At 67.3% G+C, this 15895-nt stretch carries 13 protein-coding genes; 9 read left to right on the plus strand and 4 right to left on the minus strand.

Annotated elements, in window-relative coordinates; all coding sequences use genetic code 11:
- Window positions 1-58: 58 nt before the first annotated feature.
- The gene (locus EEB19_RS10565) at window positions 59-886 is read right to left on the minus strand and encodes a mycofactocin-coupled SDR family oxidoreductase (protein WP_187585935.1); all 828 of its coding nucleotides are present in this window, start codon (window positions 884-886) and stop codon (window positions 59-61) included.
- A 122-nt stretch (window positions 887-1008) separates the two neighbouring features.
- Here EEB19_RS10565 and EEB19_RS10570 point away from each other — a divergent pair, with 122 nt between their 5' ends.
- Together EEB19_RS10570 and EEB19_RS10575 are read left to right on the plus strand one after the other, a co-directional pair.
- Window positions 1009-1650 carry a TetR family transcriptional regulator gene (locus tag EEB19_RS10570; protein WP_187585937.1) on the plus strand — a complete coding sequence of 214 codons (642 nt, stop codon included), beginning with the start codon at window positions 1009-1011 and terminating at the stop codon, window positions 1648-1650.
- A 151-nt stretch (window positions 1651-1801) separates the two neighbouring features.
- Window positions 1802-2797, plus strand: coding sequence for an alpha/beta hydrolase family protein (locus EEB19_RS10575; RefSeq protein ID WP_262365584.1), 996 nt, complete (start codon window positions 1802-1804; stop codon window positions 2795-2797).
- A 79-nt stretch (window positions 2798-2876) separates the two neighbouring features.
- Here the strand turns inward: EEB19_RS10575 and kstR are convergent, their stop codons facing one another.
- Window positions 2877-3539: a cholesterol catabolism transcriptional regulator KstR gene (gene kstR, locus EEB19_RS10580; protein ID WP_187585939.1), complete on the minus strand. Its 663-nt coding sequence runs from the start codon at window positions 3537-3539 to the stop codon at window positions 2877-2879.
- Window positions 3540-3659: 120 nt separating this feature from the next.
- Here kstR and EEB19_RS10585 point away from each other — a divergent pair, with 120 nt between their 5' ends.
- From EEB19_RS10585 to EEB19_RS10615, 7 genes are all read left to right on the plus strand, one after another.
- Window positions 3660-5858 carry an acyl-CoA dehydrogenase family protein gene (locus EEB19_RS10585; protein ID WP_187585941.1) on the plus strand — a complete coding sequence of 733 codons (2199 nt, stop codon included), beginning with the start codon at window positions 3660-3662 and terminating at the stop codon, window positions 5856-5858.
- 118 nt (window positions 5859-5976) lie between these two features.
- The gene (locus EEB19_RS10590) at window positions 5977-7074 is read left to right on the plus strand and encodes an acyl-CoA dehydrogenase family protein (RefSeq protein WP_187585943.1); all 1098 of its coding nucleotides are present in this window, start codon (window positions 5977-5979) and stop codon (window positions 7072-7074) included.
- Entirely contained in the window at window positions 7064-8227 is a 1164-nt protein-coding gene (locus EEB19_RS10595; RefSeq protein ID WP_187585945.1) for an acyl-CoA dehydrogenase family protein, read from the plus strand. The genes EEB19_RS10590 and EEB19_RS10595 overlap by 11 nt, the downstream gene beginning before the upstream one ends.
- A gap of 319 nt (window positions 8228-8546) precedes the next feature.
- Window positions 8547-9569 (plus strand): bifunctional MaoC family dehydratase N-terminal/OB-fold nucleic acid binding domain-containing protein, encoded by a 1023-nt coding sequence (locus EEB19_RS10600; RefSeq protein ID WP_187585947.1) that lies wholly within the window; start codon window positions 8547-8549, stop codon window positions 9567-9569.
- Window positions 9566-9979, plus strand: a complete 414-nt coding sequence (locus EEB19_RS10605) for a MaoC family dehydratase (protein ID WP_187585949.1) — start codon at window positions 9566-9568, stop codon at window positions 9977-9979. The genes EEB19_RS10600 and EEB19_RS10605 overlap by 4 nt, the downstream gene beginning before the upstream one ends.
- A complete protein-coding gene (locus EEB19_RS10610) occupies window positions 9979-11160 on the plus strand; it encodes a lipid-transfer protein (protein ID WP_187585951.1) in 1182 nt (393 codons plus the stop codon). The genes EEB19_RS10605 and EEB19_RS10610 overlap by 1 nt, the downstream gene beginning before the upstream one ends.
- Before the next feature lie 26 nt (window positions 11161-11186).
- On the plus strand, window positions 11187-12830 hold the full coding sequence (locus tag EEB19_RS10615; RefSeq protein ID WP_187585953.1) for an acyl-CoA synthetase: 1644 nt from the start codon (window positions 11187-11189) through the stop codon (window positions 12828-12830).
- Here the strand turns inward: EEB19_RS10615 and EEB19_RS10620 are convergent.
- Complete coding sequence (locus EEB19_RS10620) at window positions 12823-14121, minus strand: SLC13 family permease (RefSeq protein WP_187585955.1); 1299 nt, start codon at window positions 14119-14121, stop codon at window positions 12823-12825. The genes EEB19_RS10615 and EEB19_RS10620 overlap by 8 nt on opposite strands.
- Before the next feature lie 6 nt (window positions 14122-14127).
- Complete coding sequence (locus EEB19_RS10625; RefSeq protein WP_187585957.1) at window positions 14128-15846, minus strand: MFS transporter; 1719 nt, start codon at window positions 15844-15846, stop codon at window positions 14128-14130.
- Window positions 15847-15895 lie beyond the last annotated feature (49 nt).

Consider the following 15895-nt stretch of genomic DNA (forward strand, 5'->3'; position numbering starts at 1 on the left):
ACTCCTTTGTCGTTGTGGAGGGCTGGTTTTCAGCCAGGGGAAGTCGATCGTCGGCAGATCAGAGTCGCCCGCCGGCGTCGACGACATGGGTCGTTCCGGTGACGTACCGGCCGTCGTCGGAGACCAGGTAGAGGACGGCGTTGGAGATGTCGATCGGCTCGACCATCGCGACCGGCAGGGTGTTCATCTCGCGAGCGGCCTCCTCGTAGTCGGCGCGGCTGGGGTGCTCGAGATCGGGCCGGAAGAGCTGATAGGTGGCGTCGTTGAGGACCATGTCGGTGGCCACGGTGGTGGGGTGCACCGTGTTCACCCGGATTCCCTGCGGGCCCAGCTCTTTCGCCAGCGTGCGCATCAGACCGACGAGTCCGTGTTTGGCGGCGGAGTAGTGCGCGATGTTCTCGTAGGCGATGACGGCGGCCAAGGAACTGGTCAACACGACCGACCCGCCACGGCCACCGGAGACGATGTGTGGAACCGCGGCCCGGACGGTCTTCCACACGCCGGTGAGATTGATGCCGATCATCGTGTCCCACATCTCCTCGGACATCTCGATCGTCGGTGACATGGTGCTGATCCCGGCGTTGGCCAGGACGATGTCGAGCCGGCCCAGTTCGGCGACACCGTCGTCGGCGGCCTTCTGCAGCCCGGCGAGGTCGCGCACGTCGACCTCGGAGGCGATGATCCGTCGATCGAGTGCCTCGACCTCCTTGACGGTCTGATCAAGATCGCCCGGACGTGCGGTGTCGTAGGGGACCGTCGCGATCTGCTCGCTGACGTCGACCGCGATGATGTCGGCGCCTTCCTGCGCGAGGCGGATCGCGTGACTGCGTCCCTGACCTCGCGCTGCTCCGGTGATGAAGGCGACTTTGCCGTCCAGCTTGCCCATGTGACCTCTCCCTTTCGCTGTGACGTGTGAGCCACGTCTCAGTCGAAGGATATGTCACTCGGTGTCACAACGCCAGGGTGTCACGCCGGGATTTCGGGGCGCGGGGGTGAGACGATGGTCAGATGGCTGAGCAGCGCGTGCCGACCGGTGCGGGGGTCGACGTCCACGCGGAGGTCGACCGGGGTGGCCGACCCGCGAGCACCAGTGCACACGCGCTCGCCGCCGCCGCCCAGCGACTGTTCCTCCGGGACGGCTTCGATCAGACCACCGTCGAGGACATCGCCGCCGCTGTCGGTGTCAGTCGTCGTACCTTCTTTCGGTACTTCGCGACCAAAGCCGACGTCGTCTGGGTGGAATCCGACGCCGAGCTGGCCCACTTCCGCGAGATGATCCAGGCGGCGCCGAGGTCCGCGAATCCTGCCGACGTCGTCGAAGAGGCCTTCATCGGCGCCATCGACCACCGTGGCGCAGAGCTCGAGTGGGCACGTCAGCGCGCTCAACTCATCCTGCACACCCCGGCTGTCCAGGCCCACGCCAACGCGGTCTACCGGCAGTGGCGATCGGTTGTCGCGGACTTCGTCGCACAGCGGACGGGCACCGTACCGGCCGACGAGTACCCGATGGCCGTTGCCTTCGCGGTGCTCGCGGCGTCGTCGGCGGGCCACGAACGCTGGCTGGCCACTCCTGATGCGGACCTGGCTGATTGTTTGCGTGCGATGTTCGGATTGATGGTCCCGCGCACGCCGCACGTCACAAACGCCTAACAAGGCCGTCCTCGGCTTGGGGCGCATCACTCCCGGCGGATACGATCTGAGACGGTTGTGACAATTGTTACTGAAGGGAATAGCGGTGGGCGCACGTTCGGGTCGGGGACGGTTGGCGTGGGTGGGTGCCGGAGTGGCGGCGGCGGTCGCGCTGACCATCGGTGCAGCGGCGGCGCAGGCGGCGCCCACACCGGATCCGAATGTGTCTCGGATCGACACGATCATCCACGACAACAAGCAGCAGGTCACCGCGATCGTGTACTCGGCCGCGATGCGGAAGATGATTCCGATCACCGTGCTCCGCCCGCGCGATGCGAGCAAGCCGCGACCCACCTTCTACCTCCTCAACGGTGCGGGCGGCGGTGAGGACTCGGCGACCTGGGCTGCGAAAACCGACTATGTGAAGTTCTTTGCCGACAAGAACGTCAATGTGGTCACGCCGATCGGCGGGGCCTTCTCGTACTACACCGACTGGCAGCGCGACGACCCCGTTCTCGGTCGCAACAAGTGGCAGACGTTCCTCACCAAGGAACTCCCGCCGCTCATCGACAAGGAGTTCGACACGACCAAGGTCAACGCGATCGCCGGGATCTCCATGGCCGGCACGTCCGTGCTGAACCTCGCGATCGCCGCCCCGCACCTCTACAAGTCGGTCGCCGCCTACAGCGGGTGCGCGCGTACCAGTGATCCGGTGGGGCAGGCCTACATCCGGATGGTCGTGGCGGATCGTGGGCAGGGCAGCCTCGACAACATGTGGGGACCGGTCGGCGGAGCGGGCTGGCGACAGAACGACCCGTTCGTCAACGCAGCCAAATTGCGCTCGACGAAGGTCTATATGACCACCGGCACCGGGCTGCCGGGTCCGTACGACCGGCCGGAAGCCCGTCTGATCCAAGGCAATCCGCTGACGCTGGCCAATCAGGTCGTCCTCGGCGGGATCATCGAGGCCGCGGTGAACCAGTGCACTCAGCAGATGGCGCAGCGGATGCGGAGCCTGCGGGTGCCGATGACGATGCTGTCGAGGCCGAACGGCACTCACTCGTGGGAGTACTGGGAGTCGGACCTGCGTCGTACGTGGCCGAAGATCGCGGCCGATCTCACCCCGAAGGCGCCGGCGAAGAAGGTCGCGGCGGTCGCCGGTCGCTGAGTGCGCAACTGGACCCGATCGGCGAGATTCTGGGCACGGTCGGCGCGAAATTGGACACGGTCGGCGCCGTTGACTCCGACTACAGGCGGTCCTTGAGCAGCAACCGAACGGTCAGCTCGAGGCGATTGGTGACGTCGGTGGCCGATGCGCGACGCGTCAGCCACTGCACCAGATTCGACATCCACACGTCGGCGAGGACGCGTGCGACCGCGAGATCCTCCTCGGTGGGCTCACCTTCGTCGACCATCGCGCCGGCGAGTAGCCGGTCGATGATCCCGGCGACCTGATCGACCTCGGCGGTGGCCGAGGCGTCGGCGAACATGAATGCGCGCGTCATCGCCTCGGTGAGGAGCGGATCCCGTTGCATCGCATAGGTGATCATGTCCAGGACGTGTCGCAGGCGTTCGACGGCGTTGTCGCCGCGCAGTTGTGAGCGGTCGACCCGTGATTCGACCCGTCCGAGTTCGCGGGCGAGCGAGGTGACCAGCAGGTGGACCTTCGAGGGGAAGTACCGGTAGAGCGTGCCGACGGCGACGTCGGCCTTGTCGGCGACGGTCCGCATCTGGACTGCGTCGTAACCGCCCTTGGACGCCAACGCGAGGGTGGCGTCGAGGATGCGGCGACGGCGTTCACGTTGGGCAGCCGAGCCGGTCTCGGTTCCCACGGACGTCGACGTGCCGTTGGACGGGGCGGCGGTGGCCGCCGAGTCGACGGACGCGTTGGCCGGTGCAGAACGTGCCATGTGTTCGCAGACATCCTCACGTGATCGGTCGAGACGGGGTGCCTACCGGTCGGCATTCACCCATGGCATATTAGAACAGGTTCTATTTGCCCGTCACAACCTGACATACAGAGGAATCACGTGACAATCGCCACGTCTACCGAACAGATCGCCGTCTGTGACGCGATCTCCACCTGGGCGCAGGGTGTCCACACCACCGAGCTGGTGCGCGCCGACATCGACAAACCGGCCGACCAGTGGTCGGGCCTGCTGCCCCAACTCGCCGAGTTCGGCGTCTTCGCCGGCGCTCTGCCGGAGGATCGCGGCGGCTTCGGTGCCACGTTCACCGATGTCGCCGCGATGGTCGAGCAATGCGGGGTCAGCCTCGTGCCGGGGCCGATCGGCCCGATCGTCGCCGCCGCCATCGGTCTGTCTCGCAGCGCCGACGAGGGTGCCGCTGATCTGCTGGCCCGCGTGGTCGCGGGCGAGGTGGCGGTGGCGACCCCCGCACGGGCACATGCAGGACATGATCCGCTCGACATCGTCGACGGAAGCGTCGATCTCGGATTGGTACCCGCGGCCGTCGACGACTGCGCGTTCGTGGTGCCGATGACCGTGCCCGGTCGTGCGGGCACGTGGTGGATCGTCCCGCCGGGCACGGGTGCCCGCGACATCGCGCCGCACGTCCCGGTCAGCGGCACCGAGTCGGTGTCGACGGTTCGGCTGTCGGGTCTGCTCGCCGACGATCTCATCGCGCTCGGCGATGGTGGACCGGGCGACGCGGAGCTGATGGCGGGCGTGCTGTCGGCGATGTCGGCGGCCTATCAGAGCGGCGTGGCGCGCTGGTCGCTCGACACCGCCGTCGCCTACGCGAAGGTGCGTACCCAGTTCGGTTCGCCCATCGGCTCATTCCAGGCGATCAAACACATCTGCGCGGACATGCTCTGTCGCAGCGAGGAGCTCACGGCTGTCGCGTGGGATCTCGCGCGTGCGGTCGACGAGATGCTCTTCGGCGCGGCCGACGAGAACGCCATCGCCCAGCTGGCCCTCAGCCGGTATGCGGCCGACGTGATCGTCGCCGACGCCGCCGTCGCCAACTCCAAGGACTGCGTGCAGATCCTCGGGGGCATCGGCTTCACCTTCGAGCACGACGCGCATCTGTACCTGCGGTCGGCGACGACGGCACGGTCGGCTCTGGGGCAGGCCACGCGCTCCCGACGTGCCCTCGGGCAGTTGGGACTCGACGGTGCCCGACGCGATTTCGAGATCGACCTGTCGTCGGTCGAGGACCGGCGGGCCGAGGTCAGGGAGGAGGTGGCGCGCATCGCGGCCACCGAACCCGACCGGCAACGACAGGTGCTCGCCGAGTCCGGCTACCTGATGCCACACTGGCCGCGCCCGTACGGGCTGGCCGCGGAACCGGCACTGCAATTGCTGATCGACACCGAGTTCGACCGCGCAGATGTGGTCCGCCCCGATCTCGTGATCGGCGCCTGGGCGATCCCGACGATCCTCGAACACGGCACCGACGCCCAGCGTGAACGGTTCGTCGGTCCGACCCTGGCCGGCGATCTCGTATGGTGTCAGCTTTTCAGCGAACCCGAGGCGGGATCGGATCTGGCCGCCCTGCGTACCCGGGCCACCCGCGTCGACGGGGGATGGTCTCTCACCGGGCAGAAGATCTGGACCTCGCAGGCCCACAACGCGACCTGGGGTGTGTGTCTCGCACGCACCGACGCGGACGCGCCGAAGCACAAGGGCATCACCTACTTCCTGATCGACATGGCCGCCTCGGGCATCGACATCCGTCCGCTGCGCGAGCTCACCGGCCGGGCCAATTTCAACGAGGTCTTCCTCGACGACGTGTTCGTCCCCGACGAGTGCGTCGTCGGCGAGATCAACGGCGGCTGGCGACTCGCCCGCACCACGCTCGCCAACGAGCGGGTGGCGATGGGTGGCTCGGGCCTCGGCAAGGAGATGGACGCCGTGCTCGGCCAGATCTCCGGGTCCGGCCGCGACCTCGAACCCGGCGAGTTGGCGACCCTCGGCGGCCTCGTCGCCGAGGCACACGTCGGCCGCGTCCTCGACGCACGAGCGGTCACCCAGCGGCTCGCCGGGCACGACCCGGGGGCGCTGTCGAGCGTGCGCAAGCTCATCGGCGTCCGCCACCGTCAGGCGGTCCCGGAGTTCGCTCTCGATCTTCTCGGCGTGGACGGCATTGCCGCCGGCGAGGCCTCCGACCTGTTCCTGCAGAACCGGTGCCTGTCCATCGCGGGCGGAACCACGCAGATCCTGCGCACCGCGGCGGCGGAACGCATTCTCGGTTTGCCGCGCGGCTGACGGCTCGCGCCGCCCCGGAAAGCCTCGAATCGGCAGTTGAGGACCCATACCGACCCCTGGGGTCGTGACGTCTGATACAACTAGAACAGGTTCTAATTTGTCGCAAGGAGGCAGTGGGGTGGACTTCGCCCTCGACGACACGGCCGTCGCTGTTCGCGACGCGGCCGCGGAGGTATTCGCCCGGCATCAGCCGGATTGGGAGAGCAGGTTCGATCAGCCGGGGGGCGGTGGCTTCGACGACACCCTCTGGGCGTCGGTCACGGGCGCCGGACTGCTGGCGCTGCCGTTGCCGGCCGATCTCGGCGGCGACGAGGTGGCGGTGAACGATCTGCTCCCGTTGCTGCGGGCCATGGGGTCGGCCGCCGCGGTGACACCGGCGATCGGCACGCTCGTCTCGGCGCTGACACTGCGTCACGCGTCGGACGCGGCGACCGCGAAATGGGGTCGCACGCTCGCCGACGGTGGGTGGCACGCGACAGCGATCGGAGAGCAGGGCGACGCTCTGACCTCCACACCGCACACCACCATCCGCGACGGCAGACTGACCGGGACCAAGACCGGAGTGCTGCATGCCGAGGGTGCGGCTGCGCTGGTCGTCGCAACCGACGGTGGCGTGGTCGTCGTCAGCGGCGACAGCCCGGGGGTGACCCTCACGCGCACCCCGTCGTCGGCCGGCTGGGGCGAATACACCGTCCGCTTCGACGACGTGCAGTTCGACGAGACCGATGTGCTGACCGCGGATGTCGATGTGCTGCGTGACCACTACCGATTGCTGCTGGCGGCCTATGCGGACGGGCTCGTCGACGGCGCCGCCCGTCTCACCGCCACGCATGTCACGCAACGCGAGCAGTTCGGCAAGCCGATCGCGCTGTTCCAGGCCGTCGGCCAGCAGCTCGCCGATGTCTACATCGTCGGCCGGTCCCTCAACCTCGCCACCACGGCGGCCGCCTGGCGGATGACCGAGGGCCTGGACGCCGCACAGGATCTCGGCATCGCGGGTTATTGGCTGGCAGCCGAGGTCCCGGCGACACTGCGGACGATGACGCACCTGCACGGCGGGATCGGCGTCGACGTCACCTATCCGCTGCACCGGTACTTCTCCATCGCCAAGGATCTCGCCCGCCTCGTCGGCGGCGCCGATGCGCGACTCGACGAGGTCGCGGACGACTCCGACGCGCGCCTCGACCCGAAAGCGCAGGCAGCACATGTTCATTGATCTCACACCGGAACAAGCCGCGTTGCGTGCCGAACTCCGCGAGTATTTCGCCGGGCTGGTCAGCCCCGCAGACGCAGAGGTCATGCTCACCGAACGCCATGGTGAGACCTACCGCAAGGTCATTCGCCAAATGGGCAAAGATGGCTGGCTCGGCGTCGGCTGGCCGAAAGAGTACGGCGGCAAAGGGTTCGGCCAGATCGAGCAGCAGATCTTCACCAACGAGGCCGTCCGCGCAGACGTCCCTCTGCCGGCCGTCACTTTGCAGACCGTCGGCCCGACGCTGCAGGAACACGGCACCGATGAGCTCAAGCGGAAGTTCCTGCCGGACATCCTCGCCGGGGAGGTTCACTTCGCGATCGGCTACACCGAGCCCGGAGCCGGTACCGATCTCGCGTCGCTGACCACGAGCGCAGTTCTCGACGGCGATCACTATGTGGTGAACGGACAGAAGATCTTCACCACCGGCGCACACGACGCCGACTACATCTGGCTGGCCGTGCGCACCGACAAGGAGGCGCCCAAGCACAAGGGCATCTCGATCCTCATCGTCGACACGACCGATCCCGGATTCAGCTGGACGCCGATCATCACCGCCGACGGTGCCCACCATGTCAATGCCACCTACTACAACGACGTGACGGTGCCCGTCTCGATGCGGGTCGGAGACGAGGGTGAGGGGTGGAAGTTGATCACCACCCAGCTCAACCATGAGCGCGTCATGCTCGGCCCGGCCGGTCGGATCGACGGGCTGGCGGCGCGGATACGCGCCTGGGCGCAGCAACCCGGGCCCGACGGGACCGTGATCGCCAAGCATCCCGACGTCCGGCGCGCCCTCGCCGAGATCGAGGCCTATGCCCGGATCAACGAACTGCTCAACTGGCAGGTCGCGTCGAGCGGTGAGTCGATCTCGATGGCGGACGCCGCGGCGACCAAGGTCTTCGCCACCGAGCGACTCCAGCACATCTGCCGACTCATCAACGAGATCGTCGGCCGCCACGGCGATTTCACCGATCCCGCGACCGCCGCGCTGGTCGACTGGCTCGATGTCCAGCAGAAGCGCAACGTTGTCATCACCTTCGGTGGTGGTGTCAACGAAGTCATGCGCGACATGATCGCCACCGCCGGACTGGGATTGCCGAGGGCCAAGCGATGACTGTGTGTGCATCCCCGAGGAGCGAGTGTGCAGGTGATGGGACTGTGTTTCGGTCCCTGAGGAGCGAGCTTGCGGGTGACCTGACTGTGTTCGGGTCCCTGAGGAGCGAGTATGCAGGTGAAGGGACTGAGTTCGGGTCCCTGAGGAGCGAGTGTGCGGGTGACTTGACTGTGTTCGGGTCCCTGAGGAGCGAGCTTGCGAGCGTCACGAAGGGCGATGCTGCTGAGGTGACGAGACCCTTCGTGACGCACGCTCCTTCGTCGCGGGCTCCTCAGGGGGCGGGAGACGGTGCCGGACTGGGATTGCCGAGGGCCAAGCGATGACCGCATCGACCGCCGATGAGATCCGCGCGGCCGCCGACGCCATCAAGGCCGGCGGCCCCAGTGCGCCGACCAAGGGGCGCGACCCGATCAACCAGCCCATGATCCACAACTGGGTCGAGGCGATGGGCGACGAGAACCCCATCTACGTGGACGAATCCGCGGCCCGCGCCGCCGGGCATCCGGGGATCGTCGCACCGCCCGCGATGGCACAGGTGTGGACGATGCGCGGCCTGCACGGTCGCCGCACCGCCGACGATCCGCTGGGACGGGCCAGCGAACTGTTCGACGAGGCCGGCTACACCTCGGTTGTCGCGACCAACTGCGACACCGTGTACCACCGCTACACACGTCCGGGCGAGGAGGTCACGCTCTCGGCCGAACTCACCGACGTGGTCGGTCCCAAGAACACCGCGCTCGGGGAGGGATGGTTCTTCACCACCCGCAACATCTGGTCGGTCGGTGAGGAAGTCGTCGCAGAGATGTCCTTCCGCATCCTCAAGTTCCGCCCGCCTGCGCAGGCCGATCCCGCTCCCGGGGATGCCACGGCGTCGTCGGTCCCCGACGATCTCGATCCCGCACGGATGCTGCGCCCCAGTGCCTCTCGTGACACCGAGTTCTTCTGGGAGGGCGTCGCAGCGCACGAGCTACGCATCCAGCAACTCGAGGACGGGACGCTGCGGCACCCGCCGATCCCCGCCATCTGGAAGTCACGACACCCGGATGGCACCGTGCCGCGAACGGAGTACGTCGTCGCATCGGGACGCGGCACCGTGTTCAGTCACGTGGTGCATCACGCACCGAAGGTCCCGGGCCGGCAGCTGCCCTTCGTGGTGGCCCTCGTCGAGCTCGACGAAGGCGTGCGGATGCTCGGTGAGCTCCGCGGGATCGCTCCCGAGGATGTCCGGATCGGACTTCCGGTCGAGGTCACCTTTCTCGACTTCCCGGCCGACGACGACACAGGGACCGCTGGGTGGACCCTGTACGCGTGGACACCGATCGACAACGAGGAGCAGAAGTGACCAGCGTTGCGACACAACCGGTCCGAGTCGCCGACACGCTGCCTCCGCTGACCGTCGACGCGAGTCCGACGTTCGTGGTGGCGACCGCCCTGGCCACCCGTGACTTCCAGGATGTCCACCACGACCGTGACCTCGCGCAGGCCAAGGGTTCCAAGGACATCTTCGTCAACATCCTCACCGACACTGGCCTGGTCGAGCGGTTCGTGACCGACTGGGCGGGGCCGACGGCGCGTATCCGGTCGATCAATCTCAAGCTCGGCGTGCCCTGGTACGCCTACGATTCGGTGACCTTCACCGGTGAGGTCGTCGAGATCACCGACGCCGTGGTGACGGTGTCGGTGACCGGGACCAATTCGCTGGGCAAACACGTGATCTCGACGGTCACCGTGACATTCGGCGGTGACGTCTGATGGCCGGGCTCTCCGGAAAGGCGGCGATCGCGGGGATCGGGGCGACCGAGTTCTCCAAGGACTCGGGCCGCAGCGAGTTGAGATTGGCCGCCGAAGCGGTGTCTGCCGCCGTCGCCGACGCAGGCCTGAGTCCCGAGGATGTCGACGGCCTGGTGTCGTTCACGATGGACACCAACGCCGAGATCGCCGTGGCGCGTGCGGTCGGTATCAAGGAGATGACCTATTTCTCCCGAATCCACTACGGGGGTGGCGCGGCGTGCGCCACGGTGCAGCAGGCCGCGATGGCGGTCGCGACCGGAGTCGCCGATGTCGTCGTCGCCTACCGCGCCTTCAACGAACGGTCGGGACTGCGGTTCGGTCAGGTGAACAGCGCTGTCGCGAACCAGGAGAACTCGTCGGGCACCGACAACGCGTTCGTGTATCCCCACGGACTGTCCACGCCGGCGGCATTCGTCGCCATGGTCGCGCAGCGGTACATGCACGAGTACGGGGCGACCAGTGAGGATTTCGGCCGAATCGCCGTCGTCGACCGCAAGCACGCCGCGGTCAACCCGAACGCCTTCTTCCATGGCAAGCCGATCACCTTGGAGGACCACCAGGCCTCGCGCTACATCGCCGAGCCACTGCACCTGCTCGACTGCTGCCAGGAATCCGACGGCGGTGTGGCCATCGTCGTCGTGTCGGCCGAGCGTGCGCGGGACCTCCCGCACACCCCGGCGGTCATCGCCGGCGCGGCGGCGGGAAGCGCCGACGACCAGTTCATCATGTCGAGCTACTACCGGGACGACCTCGCCGGCCTACCCGAGATGGGTCTGGTGGGACGCCAGCTGTGGAAGCAGTCCGGGCTGGGGCCGTCGGACATGGACATGGCCATTCTCTACGACCACTTCACGCCGTACACATTGATGCAGCTCGAGGAGCTCGGCTTCTGCGGTCGTGGTGAGGCGAAAGACTTTGTGCGCCAACCGGGTGCACTCGAGGTCGGGGGTCAGCTTCCGCTGAACACCCATGGGGGACAGCTCGGCGAGGCCTACATCCACGGGATGAACGGCATCGCCGAGGCGGTCCGGCAGATACGCGGTGACTCGGTCAATCAGGTCGAGAACGCCGAGAAGATCGTGGTCACCGCGGGCACGGGCGTTCCCACCAGCGGTCTGGTGCTCACACAGTCCAGCCGATAGCGGCGAGCTCAGCAGAGGGAGTAGACATGAAGTTCAATCTGGCCGATGTGTTCGAGACGGTTGCCGACGCGGTGCCCGAGCGCATCGCGTTGAGTTATGAGGGACGGCAGATCAGCTATGCCGAACTCGACGGTCTCGCCAACCAGGTCGCACATCTGCTGTCGGGCGCCGGGATCGGTGCGCACGACAACGTGTCGCTGTTCCTCAAGAACAGCGTGGAACACGTGACGAGCCTGCTCGGACTGCTCAAGATCCGTGCCGTACCCGTCAACATCAACTATCGCTACACCAACGCTGAACTGCAGTACATCTTCGACAACTCCGACTCGCGCGCGATCATCGTCGAGGTGCCCGAGCATCAGCGCAGTGTCGCCGCCCTGCTGCCCGAGTTGTCCACGGTGCGTGCCGTCTTCGTGATCGGCGAGGTCGTCGACGAGTTGGCCGCGGCGGCGGCCGACCTGCCAGGCGGACGTACCGTGCAGATCGTGTCGTTCGCCGATACTGCGCAGCAGTCCACCGAGCGGGACTTCGAGGCCCGCAACGGTGAGGAGCTCTACCTGCTGTACACGGGTGGCACCACCGGATACCCGAAGGGTGTCATGTGGCAACACGACGACTTCTTCCGCAAGCCGCTCTCGGGTGGCAACCCGTACGGTGACGCGCGCAAGGACCTCGACGAGATCGCCACGGCGGTCAAGGATTTCCCATCGATGGCGTTCCTGCTGGCAGCGCCGCTGATGCACGGTGCCGCGTCGTACTCACTGTTCACGTTCTTCACCCTGGGCGGGCGACTCGTCATCCAGCGGGACTTCAACCCGGAGGCGATCGTGTCCGAGGTGGAGAAGGAGAAGGTGCAGATCATCCTCATCGTGGGCGACGCGATGGGTATGCCGCTCGTCGAGGAGTTCGAACGTCGCGCCGGCGAGGTCGACCTGTCGTCGCTGTTCTCGGTCACCTCGGGTGGCGCCATCTGGTCGCAGCACGTGCGTGACCGGTTCCTCGGGGTGAAGCCGGATCTGGTGCTGCGCGACAACTTCGGTGCCTCGGAGTCCGGAAACGACGGCGAGATCATGATGGACGACAACGGCAACCTGCGGGTGCCGCCGACCGAGAAGATGATGGTCGTCGACGAACGCCACAACAAGATCGAGCCGGGCTCCGGCGAGGTCGGCTACATCGCCCGCATCGGCAACGTCCCGCTCGGCTACTACAAGGACGAGGAGAAGAGCGCCAAGACGTTCCCGACCCTGGCCGACGGCACGCGCATATCGATTCTCGGCGACATGGGTACCGTCGAGGCCGACGGCAGCATCGTGTTCCTCGGTCGCGGCTCGCAGTGCATCAACACCGGTGGTGAGAAGGTGTACGCGGAAGAGGTCGAAGCCACGCTGCACGCCCACCCGGCGGTGGCGGATGCGTTGGTGGTGCCGGTACCGGACGAGCGATACGGCCAGCGTGTCGCAGCGGTCATCGCGGTCGCCGACGGTGCGATCGAGCCGACACTGGACGAGATCCAGGAGCACTGCCGCGAAACCCTGGCCCGCTACAAGGTGCCCCGCACCGTGGTCTATGTCGACGAGGTCAAGCGGACACCGGCCGGCAAGGCCGACTATCGGTGGGCGAAGTCCGCGGCGGCAGCGGCGGGAGAGACCGCAGGCGCGGCTAGCTGATCGACAACCCCGCCCAGAGCGCGACGACCGCCGCGGCCAACGTCGGCGGAACCGTCAACGCACCCAGCATCAAGTACTGACGTGATGCCGGGTGCGCGCTCTGCCGGTGCATCACATCGCGCCACAAGAGGTTTGCCAGCGACCCGAAGTAGGCGAGGTTCGGGCCGATGTTCACCCCGAGGAGTACGGCGAGCACCAAGGCCGGCTGGTGGGCCACCAAGGGCACGAGGAGAAGGGTCGCGGGCAGGTTGTTGAGCAGGTTCGCCAGAACCGCCGCGAGCGCCGCGACTCCCAGCAGTGCGAACAACCCTGTGCCCGAAGGGATCAACGAGCTGACGGCGTCACCCAGCGGTCCTTGACGGACGGGCAGGATGATGACGCCCAGCGCGGCGACGAAGGCCAGGAACGGCACGTTGATCGCTCGGACCGTGTGGGCGAGGGTCTCTGCCGGCGCGCGGAACAACAACGGCGTCACCATGATCAGCGCCCCGATGCCGGCAACCGCCGCCAGCGGGATGCCGAGCGGTTCGGCGACGACGAAGGCCACCAGCAGCAGTCCCAACGCGATGAGGACGGCACGCGGAGTGTGCGGGGCCGGAACCTCCGGCGCAGTTCTCGAGCTGTCCGCGCACTCGGCGCCGTCCCCGTCGCCCCGCCGCGGAGAGGGTGCCGCGAGCGCGTCGGCGAAGAACCACCGAAAGATCAGATACTCGACGACGATCGCGACCACCCATGGCGCTGCCATGAGGCCGGTGAAGCCCAGGAACGTCAGGCCGGTGGCGCCGAAGGCCAGGAGGTTGGTCAGGTTCGAGACCGGGAACAGCGTGGACGCGCTGTTGGCGAGGTGGTTGCTGGCGTAGGCCACCGGCGCGATCCGCGCACCGACACGGCGAGCCGTGGCGACCGCCACCGGGGTCAACAACACGATCGTCGTATCGATGGACAGGACGGCCGTCGTGGCGGCGGCCACCAGGAAGACGATGCGCAGCAAGCGATTCGGCGATGACCGGCTCCACCCCGCAAGCACTGTACCGATCCAGGTGAAGACCCCGGTGCGGGCGCACACATCCGCGACCACGAGCATCGCTGCCAGGAAACCGATCGTCGGTGCCATGAACCAGATCTCGTCGAGGGCGTCGTCGAGATCGGTCAGGCCCAGCAGCACCACCAGCACGGCGACGGGCACCGCGACGAGCGCGGCCGGAATCCGCCGTGCACCGACCGTCGCGATGATGACGATCACCAGGAGCGCGACGGCGATGATGCTGCCGACGACGCCGGAGGCCGACACGACCGGTCAGTCCGCAGTGGTGTCCGTGCGCGACGGCGCCGAGGCATCGGTGGTCCGCGCGCCGACACCGACGTCCTCGTGCCGCTCACCGTCGGCTTCCGTGCCGTCGTCGGTCCTCGGGGCATCCGGCGAGACGGCGACAACCCGGCGAGGGGCGAGCCACGCGAGGACGAACGCGCTCGCGACGAGGATGGCGCCGAGGACGATGTACGCCTGTCGCATCGGCTCGAGGAACGCGTTCTGGGCGTCGTGGGCGATCTGCGTCGCCAGTGGTCCGGCGCGGTCCGCGAGGCGCTCGACGACGGCCGTCGCCTCGGCGAGCGAGCGTCGGATGTGGTCGGCGGCCTGACCGGCCTGCTGCACGAGCATCTGACCCCCGAGCTGATCTCCGGCGGCGATGCGTTGTTCGCCGGCGGCGGTCAACTGGGTGCGTGCGTTGTCGGCGACGGCACCGATCCGGTTCGAATAGCCCGCCGCCATGATGCTGCCGGCCACCGCGATCCCGATGGCCGCGCCGATCTCGCGTGCCGTGTCGTTGACGGCGGACCCGATCCCCTGGTTGTCCAGGGGTGTGTTCGACATGATGGCGGTCGTCGACGATGCCGTCGCGAGTCCGATCCCGATGGCGCACAACACGATGATCCAGATCGCGGTCCAGTACGTCTCGTAGTGGACGACCCCGAGCAGGACGATGCCCACGCCGGCCAGCAGGATGCCGCCGGCCAAGACGAAGCGCAATGCGTCGAACCGGACCGCCAGCCAGTTGCCCAGCAGGGCGAAGGTGCCGACTCCCGCCACCATCGGCATGAGCGCAAACGCCGACTGCAACGGGGAGTACCCGAAGACCAGCTGCAGCTGCTGCAGCATCAGATAGAACACGCCGAACGACGCGAAGAACTGCATGGCGATCGCCAGAGAGCCCGACCCGAATGCGCGGTTGGTGAAGAGGCGGACGTCCAGGAGTGGTGATTCCCGGCGCAATTCGAGGAACACGAACGCGACCACGAGGATGACTCCGCCGATCAGCCCGATCAGGACCAGCGGATCGGCCCAGCCGCGGTGCGGTGCCTCCAACAACCCGAGCACGACACCGGTGATGCCCAGGATCGACGTCAGTGAACCGGCGACGTCGAACCGTCCGGGGCTGCTGTCGCGGGAACTGCCGATGGTGAAACACAGTGCCGCGGTCACGACCGCCGACGCGGCGAACGTGATGAAGATCGAATGCCAGGTGAAGAACTCCAGCAGGATGCCGGTGACGAGGAAACCGGCGATCGCACCGCCGCCCGCAACAGCGGCCCAGATGCTCACCCCGAGCGCGCGGCGACTCTCCGGCACACCGGAGGTGATCAGCGACAGCGTCGTCGGCATGATCAGTGCGGCGCCCACGCCCGCGAGCACCCGGGTGGCGATCAGCTGCGTCGGATCGCTGATCCACACGGGCAGCACCGACGCCACGGCGAAGACGAACAGTCCGACGATGAGGACACCGCGTCGTCCGAACCGGTCACCGATCGCACCGGCCGGCAGCAGCAGCGCGGCGAGGGCGAGCGTGTAGCCGTCGACGATCCAGGTCATCTGGCCGGAGTCGGCGCCGGTGTCGATCGCGATATCGGGGAGCGCGGTGTTGAGCGCGGCCATCGCGGCGACGACCATGCTGACCGCGGCGCATGCGATCGTGATCAGCCAGACCGAGCGGAGATCGGTGGAACGCAACCTCGTCATCGTCACCCTTCGAAGCGGTACCTGCCGAACGTGTTGCCTGATCGTTATC

This window comes from Gordonia sp. OPL2, from assembly GCF_003797825.1.
GTDB lineage: Bacteria > Actinomycetota > Actinomycetes > Mycobacteriales > Mycobacteriaceae > Gordonia.

What these genes read in the sequence shown, in the direction of transcription:
- EEB19_RS10600 (WP_187585947.1), top strand. Translation starts at nt 8,547, where the DNA reads ATGACCGCATCGACCGCCGATGAGATCCGCGCGGCCGCCGACGCCATC.
- EEB19_RS10615 (WP_187585953.1), top strand. Translation starts at nt 11,187, where the DNA reads ATGAAGTTCAATCTGGCCGATGTGTTCGAGACGGTTGCCGACGCGGTG.
- EEB19_RS10565 (WP_187585935.1), bottom strand. Translation starts at nt 886, where the DNA reads ATGGGCAAGCTGGACGGCAAAGTCGCCTTCATCACCGGAGCAGCGCGA.
- EEB19_RS10595 (WP_187585945.1), top strand. Translation starts at nt 7,064, where the DNA reads ATGTTCATTGATCTCACACCGGAACAAGCCGCGTTGCGTGCCGAACTC.
- EEB19_RS10610 (WP_187585951.1), top strand. Translation starts at nt 9,979, where the DNA reads ATGGCCGGGCTCTCCGGAAAGGCGGCGATCGCGGGGATCGGGGCGACC.
- kstR (WP_187585939.1), bottom strand. Translation starts at nt 3,539, where the DNA reads ATGGCACGTTCTGCACCGGCCAACGCGTCCGTCGACTCGGCGGCCACC.
- EEB19_RS10625 (WP_187585957.1), bottom strand. Translation starts at nt 15,846, where the DNA reads ATGACGAGGTTGCGTTCCACCGATCTCCGCTCGGTCTGGCTGATCACG.
- EEB19_RS10570 (WP_187585937.1), top strand. Translation starts at nt 1,009, where the DNA reads ATGGCTGAGCAGCGCGTGCCGACCGGTGCGGGGGTCGACGTCCACGCG.